At 69.1% G+C, this 20869-nt stretch carries 18 protein-coding genes; 3 read left to right on the forward strand and 15 right to left on the reverse strand.

All coding sequences use genetic code 11. The annotated features are described in order from the left end of the window. Window positions 1-21: 21 nt before the first annotated feature. The 5 genes from IFT79_RS03780 to IFT79_RS03800 all read right to left on the reverse strand — a co-directional run bounded on the left by IFT79_RS03780 (window position 22) and on the right by IFT79_RS03800 (window position 3269). Complete coding sequence (locus IFT79_RS03780; protein ID WP_192122940.1) at window positions 22-753, reverse strand: hypothetical protein; 732 nt, start codon at window positions 751-753, stop codon at window positions 22-24. Further along, complete coding sequence (locus tag IFT79_RS03785; protein WP_192122941.1) at window positions 750-1229, reverse strand: hypothetical protein; 480 nt, start codon at window positions 1227-1229, stop codon at window positions 750-752. The genes IFT79_RS03780 and IFT79_RS03785 overlap by 4 nt, the downstream gene beginning before the upstream one ends. Before the next feature lie 107 nt (window positions 1230-1336). Next, complete coding sequence (locus IFT79_RS03790) at window positions 1337-2602, reverse strand: putative T7SS-secreted protein (protein ID WP_192122942.1); 1266 nt, start codon at window positions 2600-2602, stop codon at window positions 1337-1339. Beyond that, on the reverse strand, window positions 2599-2895 hold the full coding sequence (locus IFT79_RS03795) for a hypothetical protein (protein WP_056043422.1): 297 nt from the start codon (window positions 2893-2895) through the stop codon (window positions 2599-2601). Before IFT79_RS03795 ends, IFT79_RS03790 begins: the two co-directional genes overlap by 4 nt. Window positions 2896-2975: 80 nt before the next feature. Next, on the reverse strand, window positions 2976-3269 hold the full coding sequence (locus IFT79_RS03800) for a WXG100 family type VII secretion target (RefSeq protein WP_043594286.1): 294 nt from the start codon (window positions 3267-3269) through the stop codon (window positions 2976-2978). A gap of 102 nt (window positions 3270-3371) precedes the next feature. Here IFT79_RS03800 and IFT79_RS03805 point away from each other — a divergent pair, with 102 nt between their 5' ends. Beyond that, a complete protein-coding gene (locus tag IFT79_RS03805; protein WP_192122943.1) occupies window positions 3372-4217 on the forward strand; it encodes an FHA domain-containing protein in 846 nt (281 codons plus the stop codon). On the opposite strand, the gene IFT79_RS03810 is transcribed toward IFT79_RS03805, so the two are convergent. Both IFT79_RS03810 and IFT79_RS03815 read right to left on the reverse strand, forming a co-directional pair. Further along, window positions 4214-6634: an ATP-dependent helicase gene (locus IFT79_RS03810; RefSeq protein ID WP_123571257.1), complete on the reverse strand. Its 2421-nt coding sequence runs from the start codon at window positions 6632-6634 to the stop codon at window positions 4214-4216. The genes IFT79_RS03805 and IFT79_RS03810 overlap by 4 nt on opposite strands. Before the next feature lie 80 nt (window positions 6635-6714). Beyond that, window positions 6715-7707: a glycerophosphodiester phosphodiesterase family protein gene (locus tag IFT79_RS03815; protein WP_192122944.1), complete on the reverse strand. Its 993-nt coding sequence runs from the start codon at window positions 7705-7707 to the stop codon at window positions 6715-6717. Window positions 7708-7996: 289 nt separating this feature from the next. Here IFT79_RS03815 and IFT79_RS03820 point away from each other — a divergent pair, with 289 nt between their 5' ends. Continuing rightward, window positions 7997-8830, forward strand: coding sequence for a Bax inhibitor-1/YccA family protein (locus tag IFT79_RS03820; RefSeq protein ID WP_192122945.1), 834 nt, complete (start codon window positions 7997-7999; stop codon window positions 8828-8830). Window positions 8831-9236: 406 nt separating this feature from the next. Here the strand turns inward: IFT79_RS03820 and guaA are convergent, their stop codons facing one another. The 8 genes from guaA to guaB form a co-directional block, all read right to left on the reverse strand. Continuing rightward, window positions 9237-10790, reverse strand: a complete 1554-nt coding sequence (gene guaA / locus IFT79_RS03825; RefSeq protein ID WP_342211774.1) for a glutamine-hydrolyzing GMP synthase — start codon at window positions 10788-10790, stop codon at window positions 9237-9239. Window positions 10791-10882: 92 nt separating this feature from the next. Further along, window positions 10883-11323: a DUF3817 domain-containing protein gene (locus tag IFT79_RS03830; RefSeq protein ID WP_043595742.1), complete on the reverse strand. Its 441-nt coding sequence runs from the start codon at window positions 11321-11323 to the stop codon at window positions 10883-10885. A gap of 75 nt (window positions 11324-11398) precedes the next feature. Beyond that, complete coding sequence (locus tag IFT79_RS03835) at window positions 11399-12250, reverse strand: SURF1 family cytochrome oxidase biogenesis protein (protein WP_192122947.1); 852 nt, start codon at window positions 12248-12250, stop codon at window positions 11399-11401. A 55-nt stretch (window positions 12251-12305) separates the two neighbouring features. Continuing rightward, window positions 12306-13817: a cation:proton antiporter gene (locus tag IFT79_RS03840; protein ID WP_056043436.1), complete on the reverse strand. Its 1512-nt coding sequence runs from the start codon at window positions 13815-13817 to the stop codon at window positions 12306-12308. A 4-nt stretch (window positions 13818-13821) separates the two neighbouring features. Beyond that, a complete protein-coding gene (locus tag IFT79_RS03845) occupies window positions 13822-14352 on the reverse strand; it encodes a cation:proton antiporter regulatory subunit (protein ID WP_043595745.1) in 531 nt (176 codons plus the stop codon). A 201-nt stretch (window positions 14353-14553) separates the two neighbouring features. Next, on the reverse strand, window positions 14554-16413 hold the full coding sequence (locus tag IFT79_RS03850) for a glycerol-3-phosphate dehydrogenase/oxidase (protein ID WP_192122948.1): 1860 nt from the start codon (window positions 16411-16413) through the stop codon (window positions 14554-14556). Between the two features lie 61 nt (window positions 16414-16474). Beyond that, a complete protein-coding gene (locus tag IFT79_RS03855) occupies window positions 16475-17596 on the reverse strand; it encodes a GuaB3 family IMP dehydrogenase-related protein (RefSeq protein WP_056043439.1) in 1122 nt (373 codons plus the stop codon). Between the two features lie 47 nt (window positions 17597-17643). Beyond that, window positions 17644-19146 carry an IMP dehydrogenase gene (gene guaB, locus IFT79_RS03860; RefSeq protein WP_123571262.1) on the reverse strand — a complete coding sequence of 501 codons (1503 nt, stop codon included), beginning with the start codon at window positions 19144-19146 and terminating at the stop codon, window positions 17644-17646. 359 nt (window positions 19147-19505) lie between these two features. On the opposite strand from guaB, the gene IFT79_RS03865 reads away from it, so the two are divergent. Further along, on the forward strand, window positions 19506-20861 hold the full coding sequence (locus IFT79_RS03865) for a branched-chain amino acid ABC transporter permease (RefSeq protein ID WP_233568456.1): 1356 nt from the start codon (window positions 19506-19508) through the stop codon (window positions 20859-20861). Window positions 20862-20869 lie beyond the last annotated feature (8 nt).

Below are 20869 nucleotides of genomic sequence, written 5' to 3' on the forward strand. Positions count from 1 at the left end.
TTCTGTGGCGGTCGAGGGGGTTCAGGCGAGGGGCCGGTCGGTGACGAGGCGCCCTTCGGCGTCACGCCATCGGAAGGTGCTGAGCATGGCGTCGAAGACGTCGCTGACGGCGTCGACGATGCGGGTTCGTGCGTCGATGTCGGACCCGGTGTCGCCCGGCGCGGCCGACGCATCGGTCGCTGAACCGATGGTGAGGACGAGGGTGAGCAGCCGGTCGTCATGACCGGCGACTCGTGTGAGGACGGTCCGACGGCGGAGAGGCGTGAGGTCGGCGACCTCGTCGGGTGCGGCATGGCCGTCCTGTGCCGGGGCTTCAGCTGCGAGGTCGGTCCAGACAACGGCCGGGTCGCCGGCGAGGACGATCGGAGCCGCCCCGTGGGTGGCGACGCGTCGCAGCAGCAGCCGGTCGAGGTCGGCATGCGGAGTCCGGGTGACGGGCACGGACGCGACGACGATCGAGCACACGATGTCGGTGCCGGGCAGCGGGCCCGCACTGAGGTACGAGTCGAGCACACGGCCGTTGACGTCGGCCACGAGCGCACGCCCGAGTGCCGACCCGAACCGCAGTCGCCAGTCGTCGGGGGCCGTCCCGGTTCCGGGGGCGGGTTGGTCTCCCAGCTGCTCGGCGACGAACGCCGCTGCGTCAGGCGCGTCCATTCCACCCGGCACCCGGACGAACCCCGGAGGCACGACGATCGAATACGACGCCGCCACCGTCCCGGCCGTCCGCCCCACGTGCCCCGGGCCGCTCACGGAATGTCCTTCGGGTTCGTGCTGGCTGAACAAGACAATCGATTCTCGGCGAGGGGCACCTCTGCTCGAGCCCGTGTTTTCTCGCGTCCGTGTTTTCTCTTTCGCTGCAGAAAGACGATCCCCAAACCGGTGAAGGCGACGAACTCCGCGAGGAATAGACCGCCGGCGAAAGCCGAATCGCGCGGCCAGTCTGCGGACCTTCTGAAGAGATCTCCGAAGACCCAGGCGTATCCAGCGCTGAGCCCGCACCAGAACGCCAAAACCCAGGGATGCATGGTGTAGGGGACATCGAAGCTGCCTCGTCGTAGGAGGTGGACAGCAACCAGAGCCAGCCCTATTGCCGAAACCCAGAAGGGAAAACTAGGCCAGGGAGCGGGGGGCCAATTCTGTCCCGCCTCGAAGAGGGATTTGCCTGCAGGGTTCAGGCGGAGATTGCCGCCCTGCGGAATGGCGATGAGACCGAGGGTGAGGCGCATCGCCTGTGAATAGACAGCCGGCGTGATAGCCAAGGCCCCGGCGATGACGGGCAGGAGCCCGTCTAGTCGCTGACGCGGCAACACCACTGCGACTCGTCGGCCCGCCATCAGAGTTGAGTGCCCGGCGACATACGCCACGTGCTCCGCGAGCCCAAGGATTCTTCCATCTGCTTCATGCCCAACTGCGTCGAGTCGCTCAACCCGCGCAAGTGGTCGAAGGTTTGTAACCCCCGCGCCACGTTGAGGCGGACCATCACACGTGCGACTTCGGAAGCATCATCAGCCAGTGCACCCGGCCGACTGGCCCTCATGAAATGAAGCATTCGGCCGACGTCGGCGTCACCTAACCCCTTGACGAGCGACCAGTCACCTAACCCGGGGCGCGCGCGCTGCCAACTCCTGCTCACGGAACGGAAGGCGAGCCCCTTCGAGTAGCCCTGCGAAACGAGGTGGTTCGCTCTCGTCCGAGCAAGTCCCGCCATCATGCCGCGAGCCGAACCTACGGCGAGACCTCCGAGCCCCATGGTCACGACTGAGAGGCCAGCAAGGGCGACGTCGGTCCAGGTGCCTGTTCCTGCGGTCGCTCGAGCTGCCGTGATGGCAAAGGAGGCGAGGACAACGATGGCGGCCAATATGTTGACTCCTGGTATGAGGAGAGCGATGGCTGCCAGCCCCACCCCGACGACAGTCAAGACGTCCAGCAGCGTGCTGATCCACGAGTCGTTCTCCTCCATCCATCTCTGGAAGGCGGCGAAGCCGGCGTCCCATGCGCCCCCGAGATCGTCCCAGAGGGTGTCGGCGAGGCCGTCGTCGGTGGCGTCGTCGATCCTCGCGATGGCAGCCGTCGCGGCGGTCTCGACGGACGTGTGCGCATCGGTGAGGCGGCGTGCGTAGAGAGCGACCCGGCCCCGCGCCTCCTCGGCTTTCGTGCGCTGCGCCGCGGCCTGGTCGAGGTGCTCCTGCTTCGTCACCTCGTCGGTGGCCACGAGCGCGAAGTGCTCGTACCGCTCGACCAGCTTCTCGGCTGCGGCGAGGTCGTCGACGGCGTCGCGGTGGTTCGCCAGGGCCGGCGCGGCTGCCTCTTGTGCCAGCGACAATTCAGACGAGTACGCCTTGAGCGCAGCCCCCGTTTCTCCGTATCGTCCCTCGGCCTTGCCGAGACTTGCGGAGACCGCCTCGGCCTTGACCACGAACGCGTCCAGGGCGTCGCTGGAGGACGACCCCGTCTCGAGCGATCTCAGCTTGGCTGCCGCACCTCGGATCGAAGCCGCCACCGACTCGTAGTGGCTCGCCATGGAATTCAACAGCACCGGGTCGCCCGACACCCCCACCAGCGAATCGGCCGCCACCCCCGCGAGCGTGCCGGCCGTCATCTGTCGCCCCCGACCAAGACGCCCTCGAGTTCTCCGTCGACCTCGGTGAAGGTCTCGTCGATCGTCGACAACGCCGTGCCCAGCTCGGTGATCTGCTCGGCGAGCTTCGCCCGCCGGTCGTTCCAGTTCGTCGCGAACGACGTGACCTTCGCCGCCAGCCGTACGTGCCCGCAAGCCTCGGCCGTGGCCGACACCGAGGAGTCGTTCGACTCGAACTCGGTCTTCACGGTGGCCAGGTCGGCGAGCAACGCCTCGAGACCCGCACCGTCGATGTTGAGGCTCGTTCGAGCCATGAGGTCCTCCCCTCGTGCCGGAAGCCGGAGCGCGTCGCGTCTCACCGCGACCCGCCCCGGCCGTCCCTGTGTGTGGTCGGTCAGCCCAGGCTGCTGGCGAGCTGCTGGTCGGCGCCCTCGAGGGTGCTGGCCGCGTTCTCGAGGAACGTCGCCATGCTCTCGACCGCCGAGATCGTCTTCGACGCCCCGGTCGTGAACTCGGTGTACGTCGCGTCGAATGCCTTCGACGACTTGTCGGTCACGTAGCCCGAGCCGACGAGGTTGTCGATCTGCGACTTCATCTGACCCAGCTGGTCTTCGATCGCACGCTGCCCGTTGCGCAGCTGGGTGGCCTGCGTGCGCAGGTCGTCGTAGGTGACGGTGACATTGGCCATGAGGTGGTCCCTCTCGTTGGTGGTGCCGACCGGTCGGTCGGACTCGACCAATATGTCATGCCTGATAGTTTGCGTAACGGTTCTCCACAGATCGGAGTCGACATGCGTCGCAAGAAGGACAAGCCCAGGAGGCGCGAGCAACACCCGACGCCACCTCCGGTGATCACCGCCGAGACGATTCGTGAGCAACGCGCCGCAGGGCTGCTCTCGCGCGTCACCACCCTGCCCCTCCAGCCGCCCGCACCGATCGTGACGTCCCCTCCCCCGCCGACCCGCGCCTCCTCGGGGTTCGTCGTCGAGGAGCGCCGAAGCGGGCCGGCGCAGCAGGCTCCCGTCATCCCGGAGAGCACGGGACCGTCCGCCGCCGCACCCCCCGCGCCCCTCGCGCCCCTCGCGCCCCGCGCTGCCCCGATCCCTCACGCGCCGCAGTTTGCCGCCACCACCCCGAGGCGGTCAGCCCCCGATCAGCCGGCCGGCGGTGACGCGGTGCCACCCGTTCCCGATCTCGAGGCGACGACGGTGCGCCCTCGGCACTACGGCCTGCGGCTGCCGGACGAGAGCGTCGTCCCCGTCACACGGCGCGCGATCGTCGTCGGGCGTCGCACCGACCGCCCCCTGCCCGTTCCGACCGACGCGGATGTCGTGGCGCTCGACGACGCCGGCCGATCGTTGTCTCGCCATCACGTCTCGATCGCGATCGGGGCCGACGCGGCCGTCTGGGTCACCGATCTCGGCTCGGGAAACGGCACCACCCTCGTGGCGACCACCGGCGAGGTCACCGAACTCGAGGCTCACATCCCGGCGCGCGCCCGGGTCGGATCGCTGCTGTCGATCGGCGACCACAGCGTGACGGTCGTCCGGCACCGACCCGAGAGCGACACGACCGCGGCCCTCCTGCCTTCCAGGACACACGACACGACCTCTCGCGAGAACGCGGAGGGGATCTAGATCTTCTCGATCGGCGCGACCTTGATCAGCAGTTTCTTGCGGCCGGCGCCGTCGAAGAGCACCTCGGCGATGCGGCGGGCGCCGATGCCGGTGACGGCCATGACACGGCCCTCGCCGAAGTCGACGTGCGAGATGCGGTCGCCGGCCTCGAGCTCCATGTCGCCGTTGTCGCGCACGGTACCCGTGACCCGGTTCGCCCACTCGGTCTTGGGCTTCGTCTTGGCCGCCGCCGTGGCCCGGTCGTAACTGCCTGAGCCATAGCCACCCGACGCTCGAGGCGTCGCTCCGCGGTTGCCGTCGCCCCCCTCGCGACGGGCGTTGAGCGCCCGCGGCTGAGTGCCCCCGCGGCTCGTGGCCATGCCGGGCGACTGCTTCCAGTCGATGAGCTCGACGGGGATCTCTTGCAGGTACCGCGACGGCATCGCCACGTTGACCTCGCCGAACTGCGCCCGCGTCATCGCGAGCGACAGGAACAGCCGCTGTCGCGCACGCGTGATGCCGACGTAGAACAGTCGTCGCTCTTCGGACGGACCACCGGGCTCGTTCGCCGACATGCGGTGCGGCAACAGGTCTTCTTCGACGCCGGTGAGGAACACGGCCTCGTACTCGAGCCCCTTGGCGGTGTGCAGGGTCATCAGCGACACCGTGCCGCTCGTGTCGTCGAGGTCGTCGGCGGCCGCGACCAGCGTGACCTCGGTGAGGAAGTCGAGCAGCGTGCCGTCGGGGTTGTTCTTCTGGAACTCCTTCGTCACCGCGACGAGTTCGTCGATGTTCTCGGCGCGGGCCTCGTCTTGCGGGTCACGCGACGCCCGCAGCACCTCGACCAGGCCGCTGCCCGCGATCAGGGCCGACAGGATCTCGTGGACGGGCGCGGTCGCCGCCGTGGCCTGCACGTCGTCGAGCAGTTTCGCCAAGCCCGTGATCGCACCGGTGACCTTCGGCCCGAGGCCGAGCTGGTCGGCGTTGCGCATCGCGTCACGCAGCGGCGCCTCGTTGGTGTCGGCCCAGCGCTGCATCGCGGTCTCGGTCGCCGGACCGATGCCGCGCTTGGGCACGTTCATGATGCGTCGCAGGGCGAGCGGGTCGGCCGGGTTGGCGACGGTGATCAGGTACGCCATGGCGTCCTTGATCTCGGCACGCTCGTAGAACTTCGTGCCACCGAGCACGCGGTAGGGGATGGCCGAGCGGATGAAGATCTCTTCGAGTGCACGCGTCTGCGAGTTGGTGCGGTAGAAGACGGCCATGTCTTTGTAGTCGGTGCCGGACTCGTGCAGCGCCGCGATCTCGTCGGCGACGAACTGGGCCTCGTCGTGACCGGTGTAGCCGGTGAACCCGACGATCTTCTTGCCGGCGCCGACGGTGGTGAACAGGTTCTTGGCCTGACGGTCGAAGTTGTTCGAGATGACCGCGTTGGCGGCGTCGAGGATGTTCTGGGTCGAGCGGTAGTTCTGCTCGAGCAGGATGACCTTCGAGTTCGGGAAGTCGCGCTCGAACTCGACGATGTTGCGGATGTCGGCGCCGCGGAACGCGTAGATCGACTGGTCGGAGTCACCCACCACGGTGAGCGACGCCCCGGGGATGCCGCCACTGCCGTCGCGCATCGACTGGACGAACTGGCCGCCCCTCTCGAGCTCGTCGACGAGGTCGGCCTGCACCGGCCGGGTCAGCTCGCGGATGAGCGAGTACTGCGCGTGGTTGGTGTCTTGGTACTCGTCGACCAGGATGTGCCGGAACCGCCGCTGGTACTGCGCGGCCACGTGCGGGAAGGCGCGGAACAGGTACACGGTCTGGGCGATGAGGTCGTCGAAGTCGAAGGCGTTGGCCCGCTGCAGCTCGCGGGTGTACTGCCGGAAGATCTCGAGGAACATGACCTCTTGCGGGTCGTTCATGTTGATCTGGCGCGAGTACGACTCGACGTCGCTGAGCTCGTTCTTGAGCTTGGAGATCTTGCCCGAGGCCATGCTGACGGTCAGCCCGAGCTGGTCGGCGTCGAGCTCTTTCAGGATGCGCTTGAGCAGGGCCCTCGAGTCGGCGGAGTCGTAGATCGTGAAGCTCTTGGTGAAGCCGAACTGCTCGGCCTCGCGCCGGAGGATTCGCACGCACGCCGAGTGGAACGTGCTGATCCACATGCCCTCGCCTGCTTGACCGACGAGGTGCGCCACGCGCTCGCGCATCTCGGCCGCGGCCTTGTTGGTGAAGGTGATGGCGAGGATCTGGCTGGGCCACGCCTCGCGCGTCGCCAGCAGGCCCGCGATGCGGCGGGTCAGCACGCTGGTCTTGCCCGAGCCGGCACCGGCCACGATCAGCAGCGACTGCCCGCGGTACTCGACCGCCTCTTTCTGCTGGGGGTTGAGACCGGCGGTCAGGGGGTCGCCGGAACCGCCGGCAGCGTCAGAGGGCTCGAGCACGATCGTCATGGCCCGTCGAGTCTAAGCGCGACCACCGACATGGCGAGAGGGTGCGGGGCGACCACGGTCGCAGGCGGCGTCGCGCGGGGTCAGCGGGACGCGAAGGCGACCCGCGCCTCCTCGGCGAGCTCGGGCTGGTCGGCGAAGACTCCGTCGACGCCGAGCGCCATGAGGGAGGTGAACTCGGCCTGCCAGTCGCCGAAGGCCGCCTTGCCACCGGGGCCGCGGTGGGCCTTGGCCAGGAAGGCGTTCTCGGCGCGGAGCGTCCAGGTGAAGACGTCGAGGCCGGCCGCGTGCGCCCGGTCGACGACCCGACCGTCGGTCGCCCCCTGCGCGTCGACGAGCGTGTGCTTGTCGAGGCTGACGCCGTGCAGCCCGGCGTCGACGAACGACTCGAGCGACTCGGCGTGCAGCTGGTCGCGGTAGCCCACCGAGGTCCGCCCCGCCGCGACCAGGTCGGCCGCCACGCCCGCCTTCTCGAGCAGGTAGACGAGCCGGGCCCCGAGCCGCTGGTCGGCCAGGCGACCGAGCACGGTCTGCTCGAACGACTCGATGGTCAGCCGCGGGTCGTCGACCCAGCGCCGCTGCCGCAGCTCGTCGGCGAGCAGCTCGCCGAGCGGCAGGCCGATCGAGTCGAAGTAGGTGGCGTGCTTGACCTCGGCGACGAGCCCGACGGGCCGGTCGGCCGCGTCGAGCAGGTCGAGCAGGTCGCCCAGCCGCTGGATGCGCCCTTCGCCGTCGTGCGCCGCACTCTCGGGCCGCAGCTCGGGCAGCCGTTCGCGGATGCGCAGCGTGCTGAGCTCGTCCCAGGTGAAGTCCTCGGTGAACCAGCCCGTGACCTTGGTGCCGTCGATGGTCTTGGTCGTGCGGCGGTGCCGGAACTCGTCGTGGTCGGCGACGTCGGTCGTTCCCGAGATCTCGTTCTCGTGCCGCAGGACGAGCACGCCGTCGCTCGACGCGACCAGGTCGGGCTCGATGGCGTCGGCCCCGAGTTCGATCGCGAGACGGTAGGCGTCCTCGCCGTGCTCGGGTCGGTGACCGCTGGCGCCGCGATGGGCGATGACGAGAGGCGAGGTGGACACCCGGTCACGCTAACCGGCGTCCCGGTGCGCAGCCCGAGCCGCCCGACCTCCCGGAGAGAGACCGTCTGTGGAGAGACGAGGAGGCGCGGCCCCTGGGGACGAGGCGTCGCGCCCCCCGCAGACGCAAAAGATGCACGGCACGCACGTTCGCCCTGCGAGAATGCGGCTCTCATCAGGCAGATCTTCAGCCATTCGTTGCACGACAGGCGTTAGCCTCATCTGTACGGAAACGCCTTCGTGAACCTGCGCGGGCGATCCACACATCCCTAGCGATCAGAAGAGGAACCCCTTGGCATTCTCGAATCCCGGCTTCAGTCAGTCGCCGGCCTTCTCGAAGAACGGCGGGCCCGTCATCCGTCAGCAGCAGGGCGCAGCCCAGCCGGTCGAGTACAACGGCATGACCGCCGAACAGCTGCAGCAGCTCTACTCGCAGCCCGCCGCCGCCCCCACGCAGACCGACCGCATGACCTACGAAGACACCATCACCAAGACGCTGCTCGCGTTCGGCGTGGTGCTCGTCGGTGCGGCCATCGGATGGTTCATCCCGGCCCTCGCCTTCGTCGGGGCCATCGCCGGCTTCGTGCTGGCGCTCGTCAACATCTTCAAGAAGAAGCCCTCCCCCGGGCTCGTGCTCGCCTACTCGGCGGCACAGGGTCTCTTCGTCGGTGGCATCTCGTCGATCTTCGAGAGCCAGTGGGACGGCATCGTCACCCAGGCCCTGATCGGCACCGTCGCGGTGTTCGCCACGACCCTGCTGCTCTTCAAGAGTGGCAAGATCCGCGCGTCGGCCAAGGCCACCAAGGTCTTCATGATCGCGATGATCGGCTACGGCGTCTTCTCGCTGATCAACTTCGGTCTGATGATCTTCGGTGCGAACAGCAACCCCTGGGGCCTCCGCGGCATGGAGATCTTCGGCATCCCGCTCGGCTTCATCCTGGGCATCCTCGTCGTGATCATGGCCGCGTACTCGCTGGTCCTCGACTTCGACCAGGTCAAGACCGGCGTCGAGCGCGGCGCACCCCGCATCTACGCCTGGTCGGCCGCCTTCGGCATCGTCATGACCGTGATCTGGCTCTACGTCGAGATCCTGCGCATGCTCGCCATCCTGCGCGGCAGCGACTAGCCAGCGCGGCGTCACCCGCACCACCCCGAAGCGGGGCTCGTTCCGACCGGGACGGGCCCCGCTTCTGTGTGGGTGGGGGTCGACGGCCGAGGGGGTGGGGGTCGATGGCCGAGGGGGTGGGGGTCGATGGCCGAGGGGGCAGAAGGTGCTGCTCGTGGGCAGATGAAGAGCACGTTCTGCCCGCTCGTTCGTGCCCTGGCCCGAGACCACGCCGAGATCCAGGAACGACGACATCCCGCGGAGACGACGAAACCCCCTCGGGCAGGTGTCTGCCGGAGGGGGTTTCGCGTCACTGCGCTTCGCGAGAGGTCTCCCTCACTTCGCGTTCGCGGCTACTGGTGGGCACCGGGGTCGCAGGCTCCCCCGGAATGACCGGGCTCGATGCTTCGCATCGAAAACAGCCCGGTCATTCCCATTCGATCGTTCCCGGGGGCTTGGAGGTGACGTCGAGCACGACGCGGTTGACGCCGTCCACCTCGTTCGTGATGCGGTTCGAGATGCGGGCCAGCACGTCGTAGGGCAGACGCGTCCAGTCGGCCGTCATGGCGTCTTCGGACGACACCGGACGCAGCACGATCGGGTGACCGTACGTACGACCGTCGCCCTGCACACCCACCGAGCGGACGTCGGCGAGCAGCACCACGGGGCACTGCCAGATCTCGTCGTCCAGGCCGGCCGCGGTCAGCTCGGCCCGCGCGATCGCGTCGGCCGCACGCAGCAACTCGAGTCGCTCGTGCGTCACCTCGCCCACGATGCGGATGCCGAGACCCGGGCCGGGGAACGGCTGACGCCCGACGATGACCTCGGGCAGACCGAGCTCGCGCCCGATCGCCCGCACCTCGTCCTTGAAGAGGGTGCGGAGCGGCTCGACGAGCTCGAACTGCAGGTCTTCGGGCAGGCCGCCCACGTTGTGGTGGCTCTTGATGTTCGCCGTGCCCGTACCGCCACCGCTCTCGACGACGTCGGGGTAGAGGGTGCCCTGCACGAGGAACTTCACGGCCGAGTCGCCCTCGGCCGCGGCCTCGAGCACCAGCGCCTCGGCGGCGGCCTCGAAGCTGCGGATGAACTCGCGGCCGATGATCTTGCGCTTCTGCTCGGGGTCGGTCACCCCGGCGAGGGCGTCGAGGAACTGCTGCTCGGCGTCGATCGTGACGAGTCGCACACCGGTCGAGGCGACGTAGTCCTCTTCGACCTGACGGCGCTCGTCGGCGCGCAGCAGACCGTGGTCGACGAAGACGCAGATCAGCTGGTCGCCGACGGCCTCGTGCACGATGGCGGCCGCGACGGCCGAGTCGACCCCGCCCGAGAGGCCGCAGATGACGCGAGAGTCACCGACCTGCTCGCGGATGCGGGAGACCTGCTCGGCGATGACGTTGCCGCTGTTCCAGTCGGCGGGGATGCCGGCGGCGCGGTGCAGGAAGTTCTCGAGCACGGCCTGCCCGTACGACGAGTGCTTGACCTCGGGGTGCCACTGGACGCCGTAGAGCTTGCGGGCGTCGCTCGAGAACGCGGCGACGGGGGTCGAGGCGCTCGAGGCCAGCACGTCGAAGCCCTCGGGGGCCTTCGACACCGAGTCGCCGTGGCTCATCCACGTCGTCTGCGAGGCCGGCTGGCCCGACAACAGCGTGCTGTCGCCCTCGGCGAGCGTGACGTCGGTGGCGCCGTACTCACGCTGGCCGGTCTGCGAGACCTCGCCGCCGAGCGCCTTGGCCATGGCCTGGAAGCCGTAGCAGATGCCCAGCACGGGGATGTCGAGGTCGAAGATGCCCGCGTCGATGCTCGGCGCGCCTTCTTCGTAGACGCTCGACGGACCACCGCTGAGCACGATGCCCACGGGGTTCTTCTCGGCGATCTCGGCCGCGGTGATCGTGTGGGGAACGATCTCGCTGTAGACGTTGGCCTCACGCACGCGCCGGGCGATCAGCTGCGCGTACTGGGCGCCGAAGTCGACGACGAGCACGGGGCTCTGCGCGGTCTCGGGCGCGCGGTCGGCCGGTGCGGGGGCCGTGGCGGCGGTCGTCGCCGACGCCTCGGCGGTCTCGGGTGCGTCGGTCACGCGGGGGCTCCCTCGGTCGTGGGGGTGGTCTCGGCGGTCAGGGCTTCGTACTGCCGCGTCGCGAGCTTGGTCATGTGGCTCTCGACGAAGAACGAGAGCAGGGGCACGACGCCGCCGAGCGCGATGAGGAAGAACCGCGAGAACGGCCACCGCATCAGGCTCCAGAGACGGAAGTCGGCGAAGAGGTAGACGACGTAGAGCCAACCGTGCGCGATGAGGATCGCGGTCGACAGGTTGAAGCCCGTGGTCGAGTCGACCGGCACGAGGAACCCGCCCTGACCGCCGAGCTGCATCTCGAGCTGCAGGGGCGTGTACTTGAACAGCATCTCGAAGATGAGCAGCAGCAGCATCACGCCGGTGACGTACGCCGAGATCTTGTAGAACCTGACGGCACCCGGAATCTTCGGGATGTCGCGTTGCCGGGGCTTCAGAGGCATGGGGACGATTCTAGCCGCGCCCGCCCCTGCGCCAGGACGGCACCTGTCGACGTCGACAGGTCGGGACGCGCGGGGTCAGGAGGCGCGGGTCGGCTGGGTCGCGCCGCGCGCGTCCGCCTCGGCCCGCGCCTCCTCGGCTTCTTCGTGCTCGCGCTCGAACGCGTCGCGGACGAGCCGAAACCAGAGGAAGACGGCGAAGCCGGCGAAGACGACCCATTCGATCGCGTAGAAGACGTTGAGCCAGTTGAACTGCACGTCGGACGCCGGAGGCGCGGAGTCGATCTCGCTCAGCGACGCGGGTGCGGAGTCGGAGACGACGTAGCCGCCGTAGACCTGGCCGTCGAAGCCGGGCCACTCGTTGATCAGGGCGGCCACGGACACGACGGTCTGCGCACCGCTCTCGAAGTCGCTCTCGGTCGGCGACTCGGACGGGAAGTAACGGCCCTCGACCGTGACGGTCGAGGTCGCGGCCACGGACGGCTCGGCGGCCTCGGCACCCTCGCGGGTCGCGGACCAGCCGAGCCCCACGGGCAGCGAGGCGCCGTTGGCGTCGTCGACGAAACGGCCGATCAGCCAGTAGCCGGTCTCGCCACCGTTGACGCGGTCACCGATGACGGCGAAGCCGTCCGGGTCGAACTCACCGGTGACGGACACGCGCTGGGCACCGAGCGAATCGGCGAAGGGCGTCTGCGGGGTCGCGACCGACGACAGCACCTTGCTGGTCTCGGTCTCGGGGTTGACGACCTGCACGCTCTCGACGCTGCGCTCGATCTGCCAGTGCCCGAGCCAGGCGAAGATCGCCGCCACGACGAGGGCGAGGCCGAGCAGGGCGATCCAGCGGGGTCGACGGGCGACGTGCCACATGGTCGCGGGCAGCGGTTCGCCGTCGACGCCGAGGAGGGCGGGGCGCTGCTCGGTCTGGGTCACGGAGGCGATCGTACCTCGCGTCGCCCACGAACCCGCTGGGACGACGGCGAGCGGTTCAGTACTCGGGGTCGCGTCGGCGCGTGGCCCGCTGGTCGCTCTGTTGGCCCGCCTGCTCGGCCCAGATGCGGGCCTCGTCGGCGTCCATCGCGTCGAGGTCGTCCAGGTCGTCGTCGGCGTCGGCATCACCGTCGGCCCCGTGTCGCGTGGTGTCGACCCGGCCTGCGGCGGCCCGCGCCGCACCGGCCCGGACCCGCTCGGTCTCGCGCTCGTCGTCGTCCTCGGTGACCTCGGCCTGGTCCAGGTCGTCACCGGCGAGGGCGGCCTCCATCAGGGCGATCTCGTCACCGCTGCGCGCCTCGCGTTCGAGACGACGGGCCTCGGCCTCGGCACGCTCGGCCTTCTTGCGCGACCGCAACAGCACCGAGCCGATGCGCTCGCTGTTCGAGGCGAGGACCGGCCCGAGCACCGCCATGATCAGCACGTACAGACCGGCGAAGGGCTGCAACCGCTCGTCGAGACCCGCACCCGCGGACAAGGTCGCCAGGATCAACGCGAACTCGCCCCGGTTGACCAGGATGACCGTGGTGTTGATGCCCGCCTGCGGCCCCAGCTTGTTGAGCCACGCGACGAACTGCCCGGCACCCACGTTGAGCAGCACGGTCATGCCCACGGCGATGGCCACGGGGCCGAGCACGCTCGGGAACAGGGCCGGGTTGAGCCCGAGGCCGAAGTTCAGGAAGAAGAACGCCCCGAAGACGTCGCGCATGGGCAGGGCGAACTGCTCGACCCGGTTGCGGAACTTCGTGGCCCCGATGATCAGGCCGATGAGGAACGCGCCGATCGCGTCGGTCACCCCGAGCACCTCGCCGAGGCCGGCGAAGAGCACGGCCAGTCCGAAGAACAGCACGGTGAAGAGTTCGTCGTCACGTGTGCGCATGAGCCGGGAGACGACGCGACCACCCCATCGGGCCACGCCGAACATCACGACGAGGAACGCGAAGGCGATGCCGAGCTTCAGGATCACCGGCCCGGGGTCGGTCTCGCCGCTGAGCACGACGGACACGATCGCGAGATAGATGGCGATGAAGATGTCTTCGACGACCGTGACGCCGAGGATCATCGGCGTCTCGCGGTTCGCCAGGCGGTTCAACTCGATCAGCAGCTTGGTGACGATCGCACTCGAGGACGTCGCCGTCATGCCCGCGATGATCAGCGCCTCGCGCGTGCCCCACCCGAGCATGAAGCCGAAGATCAGCCCGACGCCCATGTTGATGGCGATGTAGCTGCCGCCCGAGACGATGAGCCGCCCCGCGTTCGAGAAGAATTCGTCTTGGTCGAACTCGAGGCCGAGGTTGAACAGCAACAGGATCAACCCGAAGATGGCGATCAACTCGATGTTGTCGGACTCGAAGCTGAGCGGGAACCACCCCGTGTTCGTGCTGGCGAGCAGGCCGACGATCATGTAGATCGGGATCGACGGCAGGCCGATCAGCTTGCCGGCGCGGCCGAGCACGTACGCGATCAGCAGCAGGATGCCGAGGACGATCAGCTCTTCACCCAGGTGCATCGGCCTAGCCCCCGGGCGGGGCGTCGACCGGCGAGCGGTGCTTGAGCTCGCCCGTGCGGTAGAACGAGAACGCCTTGGCGACCTTCTCGGGTGAACCGGCCACGACGAGCGTGTCACCGGGGAACACCTTGAAGTCGCCCGACGGCGCCGGGTTGGCCGCGTCGCCCCGGACGACCGCAACGACGGTCAGGCCGACGACGCCCTTGGCGCCGAGGTCGCCGAGCGGCTGACCGGCGATGTGGTCGTCGTAGTCGACCGTGAACCAGTCGATGCTGAGGCCGGGGATCTGGTCGAGGGCCGAGAGCGACTCGGTGATGCGCGTGCCGCCGAGCAGTTCGGCGAGCGTGTGCGCCTCGTCCTCGCTGAGGCGCAGCGAGACCTTCTTGACGTGGTCGCCGTCGACGTCGTCGCTGAACGTGATGAGGTCGCTGTGACCCGAGCGGTGCGTGATGACACCGCATTTGCCGCCGTCGTCGGTGATGAAGGTGTGCAGCACACCCACGCCGGGGAGCTTGACTCGACGCACGTCAACCATGGTTCGTCTCCAGTGGACTCGGGGGCAGTCGTCTCAGCCTAGCGGCGGGTTCGGCCGCGGCAGCCGGGCTGCTCACGGTGGGGACAACCCGTCACCCTCCACAGGTGTTCCCGCGTCCGCGGACGGAGGAACCGCGGGAGGCGCGGTGCCCGACGAACGGGCACCGCGCCTCCTGCAGGTGGTCGCGCGAGCGACCGGGCATCAGCCCTGGCGACCGCCCGGGCTGCCCGCCGAGGTGTCGTCACCCGGCGTGCCCGCGGGCTCGGTGACCTCCTCGCCCGGCTTGGGCGCGCCTCCTTGGTCGGCACCGGCGACGACCATGTCGTCCTCGTCGAAGCCGAAGGTGATGTCGGGCGCCTCGAGGCGGACGCGGTCGGCCGACTCGTCGTCGGGCTCGAGCTGGCTCGCCCGCTCGGCCGCGACCCGCTTGAGGTAGTTCGCCACCTCGGCCTCGGCCTCGTCGTCGCTCCAGCCGAGCACGCCCGCCATCAGCTTGGCGGCGACGGGAGCGGCGGACTCGCCCCGGTCCCACGCCTCGATCGAGATGCGGGTGCGGCGGGCGAGGACGTCCTCGAGGTGCAGGGCGCTCTCGTGGCTCGCGGCGTAGACGACCTCGGCGCGGATGTAGTCGTCGGCCCCCGGGAGGGGCTCGGCGAGCGAGGGGTCGTCGCGGATGAGGTCGAGGATCTCGTCGGTCGTGGTGCCGTACCGGTTGAGCAGGTGCTCGATGCGCACCTTGTGGACGCCGAACGCCTTCGCGATCTTGCCGCGCTTGTTCCACGCCGCGTGGTACCCCTCGGCGCCGATCAACGGGATCTCCATGGTGGTGCTCGACGGGATGCGTCCGTCGAGGGCCGCGACGGCCTCGTCGATGGCGTCCTCGGCCATGACCCGGTAGGTCGTCCACTTGCCGCCGGCCACGACGACGAGGCCCGGCACGGTGTGGGCGACGATGTGCTCACGCGAGAGCTTCGACGTCTGGTCGGACTCGCCCGCCAGCAGCGGCCGCAGACCGGCGTAGACGCCCTCGACGTCGGCCCGGGTGAGCGGCACGGCCATGACCTTGTTGACGTGCTCGAGGATGTAGTCGATGTCGGCCGCCGTGGCCGCGGGGTGGGCCTTGTCGAGGTCCCAGTCGGTGTCGGTCGTGCCCACGAGCCAGTGGCGGCCCCACGGGATGACGAACAGGACGCTCTTCTCGGTGCGGAAGATCATGCCCATGTCGGAGTGGATGCGGTCGCGCGGCACCACGAGGTGCACGCCCTTCGACGCCCGCACCTTGAACTGTCCCCGCTCGCCGACCATGGCCTGCGTGTCGTCCGTCCAGACGCCGGTCGCGTTGACGACCTGCTTGGCGCGGATCTCGAAGTGCTGGCCGGTCTGGTAGTCGTGCGCCTTCACGCCGACGACCCGCTCGCCCACCTTGACGAAGCCCTCGACCCGGATGCGGCTCGCCGCGTGGGCGCCGTAGCTCGACGCGGTGCGCACCAGCGACGAGACGTACCGGGCGTCGTCGACCTGGGCGTCGTAGTAGGTGAGGCCGCCGACGACCGCGTCCTTCGACAGGCTCGGGATGGCGCGGAGCACCTGCGTCTTGGTGAGGTGACGGTGGTGGGGGACGCCGGGCGGGCGACCACCGGTCCAGCTGAAGATGTCGTAGAGCGCCATTCCGGCACCGATGTAGAACCGCTCGTAGACCGGCTTGCTGAGCGGGTAGAGGAACCGCACGGGCTTCACCAGGTGCGGTGCCAGGCGTTGCAGCAGCAGGCCACGCTCGATCAGTGCCTCGCGCACGAGACGGAAGTTCAGTTGCTCGAGGTAGCGGATGCCACCGTGCACGAGCTTCGACGAGCGACTCGACGTGCCGGAGCCCCAGTCACGGGCCTCGACGATGCCGACGCTCAACCCACGGGTCACGGCATCGAGCGCGGAACCCGCACCGACGATGCCACCCCCGATCACGAGGATGTCGAGTTCTTTCGTCTTCAACGCCTCGACGGCTGCGGCCCGTTCGTCGGGGCCGAGCTTCGTGGAGAGCGAAACGGACGCGGACTTGGCCATGCGAGCCTCCATCGTTGGATTCGGTCGGCCCGGTCTCTCGACCGGACCACCCCATCAAACGCTAGTGAGGCTGGTAGGGGGCCACAACCACCTCGACGCGCTGGAACTCCTTCAGGTCGCTGTAGCCGGTGGTCGCCATCGAACGACGCAGCGCGCCCATGATGTTCGACGTGCCGTCGACCGTCGTGGCGGGACCGTAGAGGATCTTCTCGAGCGAGCCGATGGTGCCCACGTGCATGCGTCGGCCGCGGGGCAGTTCGGGGTGGTGCGCCTCGGCGCCCCAGTGGTAGCCACCGCCGGGCACGTCGTCGGCCCGGGCCAGCGCGGCGCCCAGCATGACGGCGTCCGCGCCGCAGGCGATGGCCTTGACCAGGTCGCCCGAGGTGCCCAGGCCCCCGTCGGCGATGACGTGCACGTAGCGCCCGCCCGACTCGTCGAGGTAGTCGCGGCGCGCGCCCGCCACGTCGGCCACGGCGCTCGCCATGGGAGCGTGGATGCCCAAGGAGGCGCGGGTCGTGCTGGCTGCGCCGCCCCCGAACCCGACGAGGACGCCGGCGGCACCGGTGCGCATCAGGTGCAGGGCGGCGGTGTAGGTCGAGGCGCCACCGACGATGACGGGGACGTCGAGCTCGTAGATGAACTTCTTGAGGTTCAGCGGCTCGCTGTTCTTCGCGACGTGCTCGGCGCTGACCGTCGTGCCCCGGATGACGAAGAGGTCGACGCCGGCGTCGACGACCGTCTGGTACAGGTCTTGGGTGCGCTGCGGGCTGAGGGCGCCGGCGACGGTGACCCCGGCGGCGCGGATCTCGGCGAGGCGGTCGCGGACGAGCTCGGGCTTGATCGGCTCGCTGTAGATCTCTTGCATGCGGGCGACCGAGTCGTCGTCGGAGAGCTCGCGGATCTCGGCCAGCACCTGCTCGGGGTCGTCGTACCGCGTCCAGACGCCCTCGAGGTCGAGGACGCCGAGGCCGCCGAGCTGGCCGATGCGGATGGCCGTGGCCGGACTGACCACCGAGTCCATGGGCGCGGCGATGACCGGCGACTCGAACTGGAACGCGTCGATCGACCACCCGACCGAGACGTCGCGCGGGTCGCGCGTACGCCGGCTCGGAACGATGGCGATGTCGTCGAACGCGTACGCGCGGCGGGCTCGCTTGGAGACGCCGATCTCTACCTCAGTCACCGTGCCACCCTACCGGAGCCGGGGGTCGCGCCCCCGGCCCGGCGACATCACCGGCGGTAGTTGGGGGCCTCGACGACCATCTGCAGGTCGTGGGGGTGGCTCTCCTTCAGGCCGGCGGCGGTGATCCGGACGAACTTGCCGTTCGCCTTGAGCTCGGCCACGGTGCGGCCCCCGACGTAGAACATCGACTGACGGAGACCACCGCTGAGCTGGTAGACGACGTTGTTGAGCGCGCCGCGGTAGGGCACCTGACCCTCGACGCCCTCGGGGATGAGCTTGTCGTCGCTCGGCACATCGGCCTGGAAGTAGCGGTCCTTCGAGTACGACGTGTTCTTGCCGCGCGTCTGCATCGCACCCAGCGAGCCCATGCCGCGGTAGTTCTTGAACTGCTTGCCGTTGACGAAGACCAGGTCGCCCGGGCTCTCGTCGCAGCCGGCGAGCAGCGAACCGAGCATGACCGTGTCGGCGCCGGCCACCAGGGCCTTGGCGATGTCGCCCGAGTACTGCAGCCCGCCGTCGGCGATGACCGGGACGCCGGCCTCGCGAGCGGCGAGGGACGCCTCGTAGACGGCCGTGACCTGGGGCACGCCGACGCCCGCGACGACGCGGGTGGTGCAGATGGAGCCCGGGCCCACGCCGACCTTGATGGCGTCGGCGCCGGCCTCGATCAGCGCCTGGGCGCCGCTGCGCGTGGCCACGTTGCCGCCGATGACGTCGATGTGCGCGAAGCTCGGGTCGGCCTTGATGCGACGGATCATGTCGAGCTCGCCCGAGCTCTCGCCGTTGGCGGTGTCGACCACGAGCACGTCGACCCCCGCGTCACGCAGGGCGCTGGCGCGCTCCCACGCGTCGCCGAAGAAGCCGATCGCGGCGCCGACCCGCAGGCGGCCCTCGTCGTCCTTCGTGGCGTCGGGGTACTTCTCGCTCTTGTCGAAGTCCTTGACGGTGATGAGGCCGCGCAGGTGCCCGGCCTCGTCGACCAGGGGCAGCTTCTCGATCTTGTGCTGCGCGAAGATGGCGATCGCCGAGTCGGGGTCGACGCCCTCGGGCGCGGTGATCAGCGGCGCCTTCGTCATGACGTCGCGGACGAGCGTCGTCGACATCTCGAACGGCGAGACGAATCGCATGTCGCGGTTGGTGATGATGCCGACCAGTGTGCCGTCGCCCTCGACGACCGGCAGGCCCGAGACGCGGAACTGCCCGCAGAGCGCGTCGACCTCGGCCACCGTGGCGTCGGGCGTCGTCGTGACGGGGTTGGTGATCATGCCCGACTCGCTGCGCTTGACCTTGTCGACGTGCGCGGCCTGGTCGGCGATCGAGAGGTTGCGGTGGATGATTCCGATGCCGCCCTGGCGCGCCATGGCGATGGCCATGCGCGACTCGGTCACGGTGTCCATCGCGGCCGAGAGCAGCGGCACCGCGACCCGGATGCGCTTGGTGAGCTGCGACGAGGTGTCGGTCTCGCTCGGGATGACGTCGGTGCGGCCCGGAAGCAGCATGACGTCGTCGTAGGTGAGTCCGATGAATCCGAACGGGTCCGGCTGGTCCATGAGTCCCCTTCGAAGGAGCGAGATGAGGGTGGGTGGGTTGGCACCGGATCGCCGTCGAGCCCGGTAGTCGATATTAACCCAGCCCGCGCCTCCTGCATTCCTCTCGGCGGCGCACCCGCCGCATCGCCGAGGAGGCGCGCGCGGCCCCCCGGGACGCAACGGAACGGCACCGTTACCGATCCGACACACGGAAGATTCGTGATTCTCGCTCGACATGGGGGATTCTGTACCGACTCCACTCCGTCGCGCACCTGAAACATGCTCGACACACAGCGGAGTTACTGTCAGCGACGACGACGCCCCGGGAGCAGAACGAGACCGCCCGAATCTCGACGGGGCGCTTCCCACCAGGAGGTTTTGTGAGACTCTCGACGACCATCGCGTCGCGGCCACGGCTGCGGCAGTCCCTGATCGTGACGGCCTCCGCCGTACTGCTCGGACTCCTGGCGACCTTCATGGGGGCCTTCGCCCCGACGGCCGCCCACGCCGCGGCCGCCGCCTGCACCACCGACGCGACGACCGGCTGCATCCAGGGAACGATCAACGACAGCGAGCGGGAGCCCGCCTCGGGCGTCGACGTGATCGCGACGAACGCGACCGGCGACGAGCAGACCGCGACCACCGACGACACCGGTCGGTGGAGCATCGCGGTGACCGAGGCCGGCAGTTACACCGTGACGGTCGACCAGGACACCCTGCCCGACGGCCAGTTCCTGGTGAACGCCGACAACGCCGAGCGCACCGTGACCGTGAACCTCGGCGCCACGGCGAGCGCCCTGTTCGCCCTCACCGCCGAGGAAGGCGCCACGAGCGGCGCCGCGACCGCGTCGAGCTTCAACTGGGACCGCTTCGCGCAGCAGTTCGCCTCGGGCATCCGGCTCGGCCTGCTGCTCGCCCTCGCCGCCATCGGCCTGTCGCTGATCTACGGCACGACGGGCCTCAGCAGCTTCTCGCACGGCGAGCAGGTGACCCTCGGCGGTCTGCTGGCCTACTCGTTCACCTCGATCGGGGTGCCGCTGATCCTGGCCGCGGTGCTCAGCACGGTGATCTGTGCGGCGACGGGCTACCTGCAGGACCTCGCGATCTGGAAACCGCTGCGGAAGCGCCGGCTCAGCCTCACCCAGCTGATGATCGTGACCATCGGCCTCTCGATCGCCCTGCAGTACGCATTCCAGTACTTCTACGGCGCCGGCACCGTGCGCATCGACCGCGACAACCCGACCACCGTCGACTTCCTCGGCGTGACCCTGACCGTCCAGTCGTACGTCGCCATGGCGATCTCGGTGGTCGTGCTGGTCGGCACGGGACTGTTCCTGCTGAAGACCCGCACCGGCCGCGCCACCCGCGCCGTGTCGGACAACCCGGCCCTCGCCGCGGCCTCGGGCATCGACGTCGACCGCATCATCCGCCTGGTCTGGACGCTGGCCGCCGGCCTGGCCGGCCTCTCGGGCGTCATGCTCGGCCTCGTGCTCAACGGCGTCAACTGGATGACCGGCCTGCAGATCCTGCTGCTGATCTTCGCCGCCGTCACCCTGGGCGGCCTCGGCACGGCCTTCGGGGCCCTGGTCGGTTCGCTGATCATCGGCATCATCGTCGAGCTGACCAACATCTGGCTGCCCGGCGACTTCAAGTACGCGACGGCGCTGCTGATCCTGATCCTGATCCTCGTGTTCAGACCACAGGGCATCTTCGGGCGAAAAGAACGAGTGGGCTAAGGGGACAC

The sequence above is a fragment of the Frigoribacterium sp. CFBP 8759 genome (assembly GCF_014841655.1).
In the GTDB taxonomy this organism is placed as follows: Bacteria; Actinomycetota; Actinomycetes; order Actinomycetales; family Microbacteriaceae; genus Frigoribacterium.

What these genes read in the sequence shown, in the direction of transcription:
- IFT79_RS03785 (WP_192122941.1), bottom strand. Translation starts at nt 1,229, where the DNA reads ATGCGCCTCACCCTCGGTCTCATCGCCATTCCGCAGGGCGGCAATCTC.
- IFT79_RS03790 (WP_192122942.1), bottom strand. Translation starts at nt 2,602, where the DNA reads ATGACGGCCGGCACGCTCGCGGGGGTGGCGGCCGATTCGCTGGTGGGG.
- IFT79_RS03795 (WP_056043422.1), bottom strand. Translation starts at nt 2,895, where the DNA reads ATGGCTCGAACGAGCCTCAACATCGACGGTGCGGGTCTCGAGGCGTTG.
- IFT79_RS03800 (WP_043594286.1), bottom strand. Translation starts at nt 3,269, where the DNA reads ATGGCCAATGTCACCGTCACCTACGACGACCTGCGCACGCAGGCCACC.
- IFT79_RS03805 (WP_192122943.1), top strand. Translation starts at nt 3,372, where the DNA reads ATGCGTCGCAAGAAGGACAAGCCCAGGAGGCGCGAGCAACACCCGACG.
- IFT79_RS03810 (WP_123571257.1), bottom strand. Translation starts at nt 6,634, where the DNA reads ATGACGATCGTGCTCGAGCCCTCTGACGCTGCCGGCGGTTCCGGCGAC.
- IFT79_RS03830 (WP_043595742.1), bottom strand. Translation starts at nt 11,323, where the DNA reads ATGCCTCTGAAGCCCCGGCAACGCGACATCCCGAAGATTCCGGGTGCC.
- IFT79_RS03840 (WP_056043436.1), bottom strand. Translation starts at nt 13,817, where the DNA reads ATGCACCTGGGTGAAGAGCTGATCGTCCTCGGCATCCTGCTGCTGATC.
- IFT79_RS03845 (WP_043595745.1), bottom strand. Translation starts at nt 14,352, where the DNA reads ATGGTTGACGTGCGTCGAGTCAAGCTCCCCGGCGTGGGTGTGCTGCAC.
- IFT79_RS03850 (WP_192122948.1), bottom strand. Translation starts at nt 16,413, where the DNA reads ATGGCCAAGTCCGCGTCCGTTTCGCTCTCCACGAAGCTCGGCCCCGAC.
- guaB (WP_123571262.1), bottom strand. Translation starts at nt 19,146, where the DNA reads ATGGACCAGCCGGACCCGTTCGGATTCATCGGACTCACCTACGACGAC.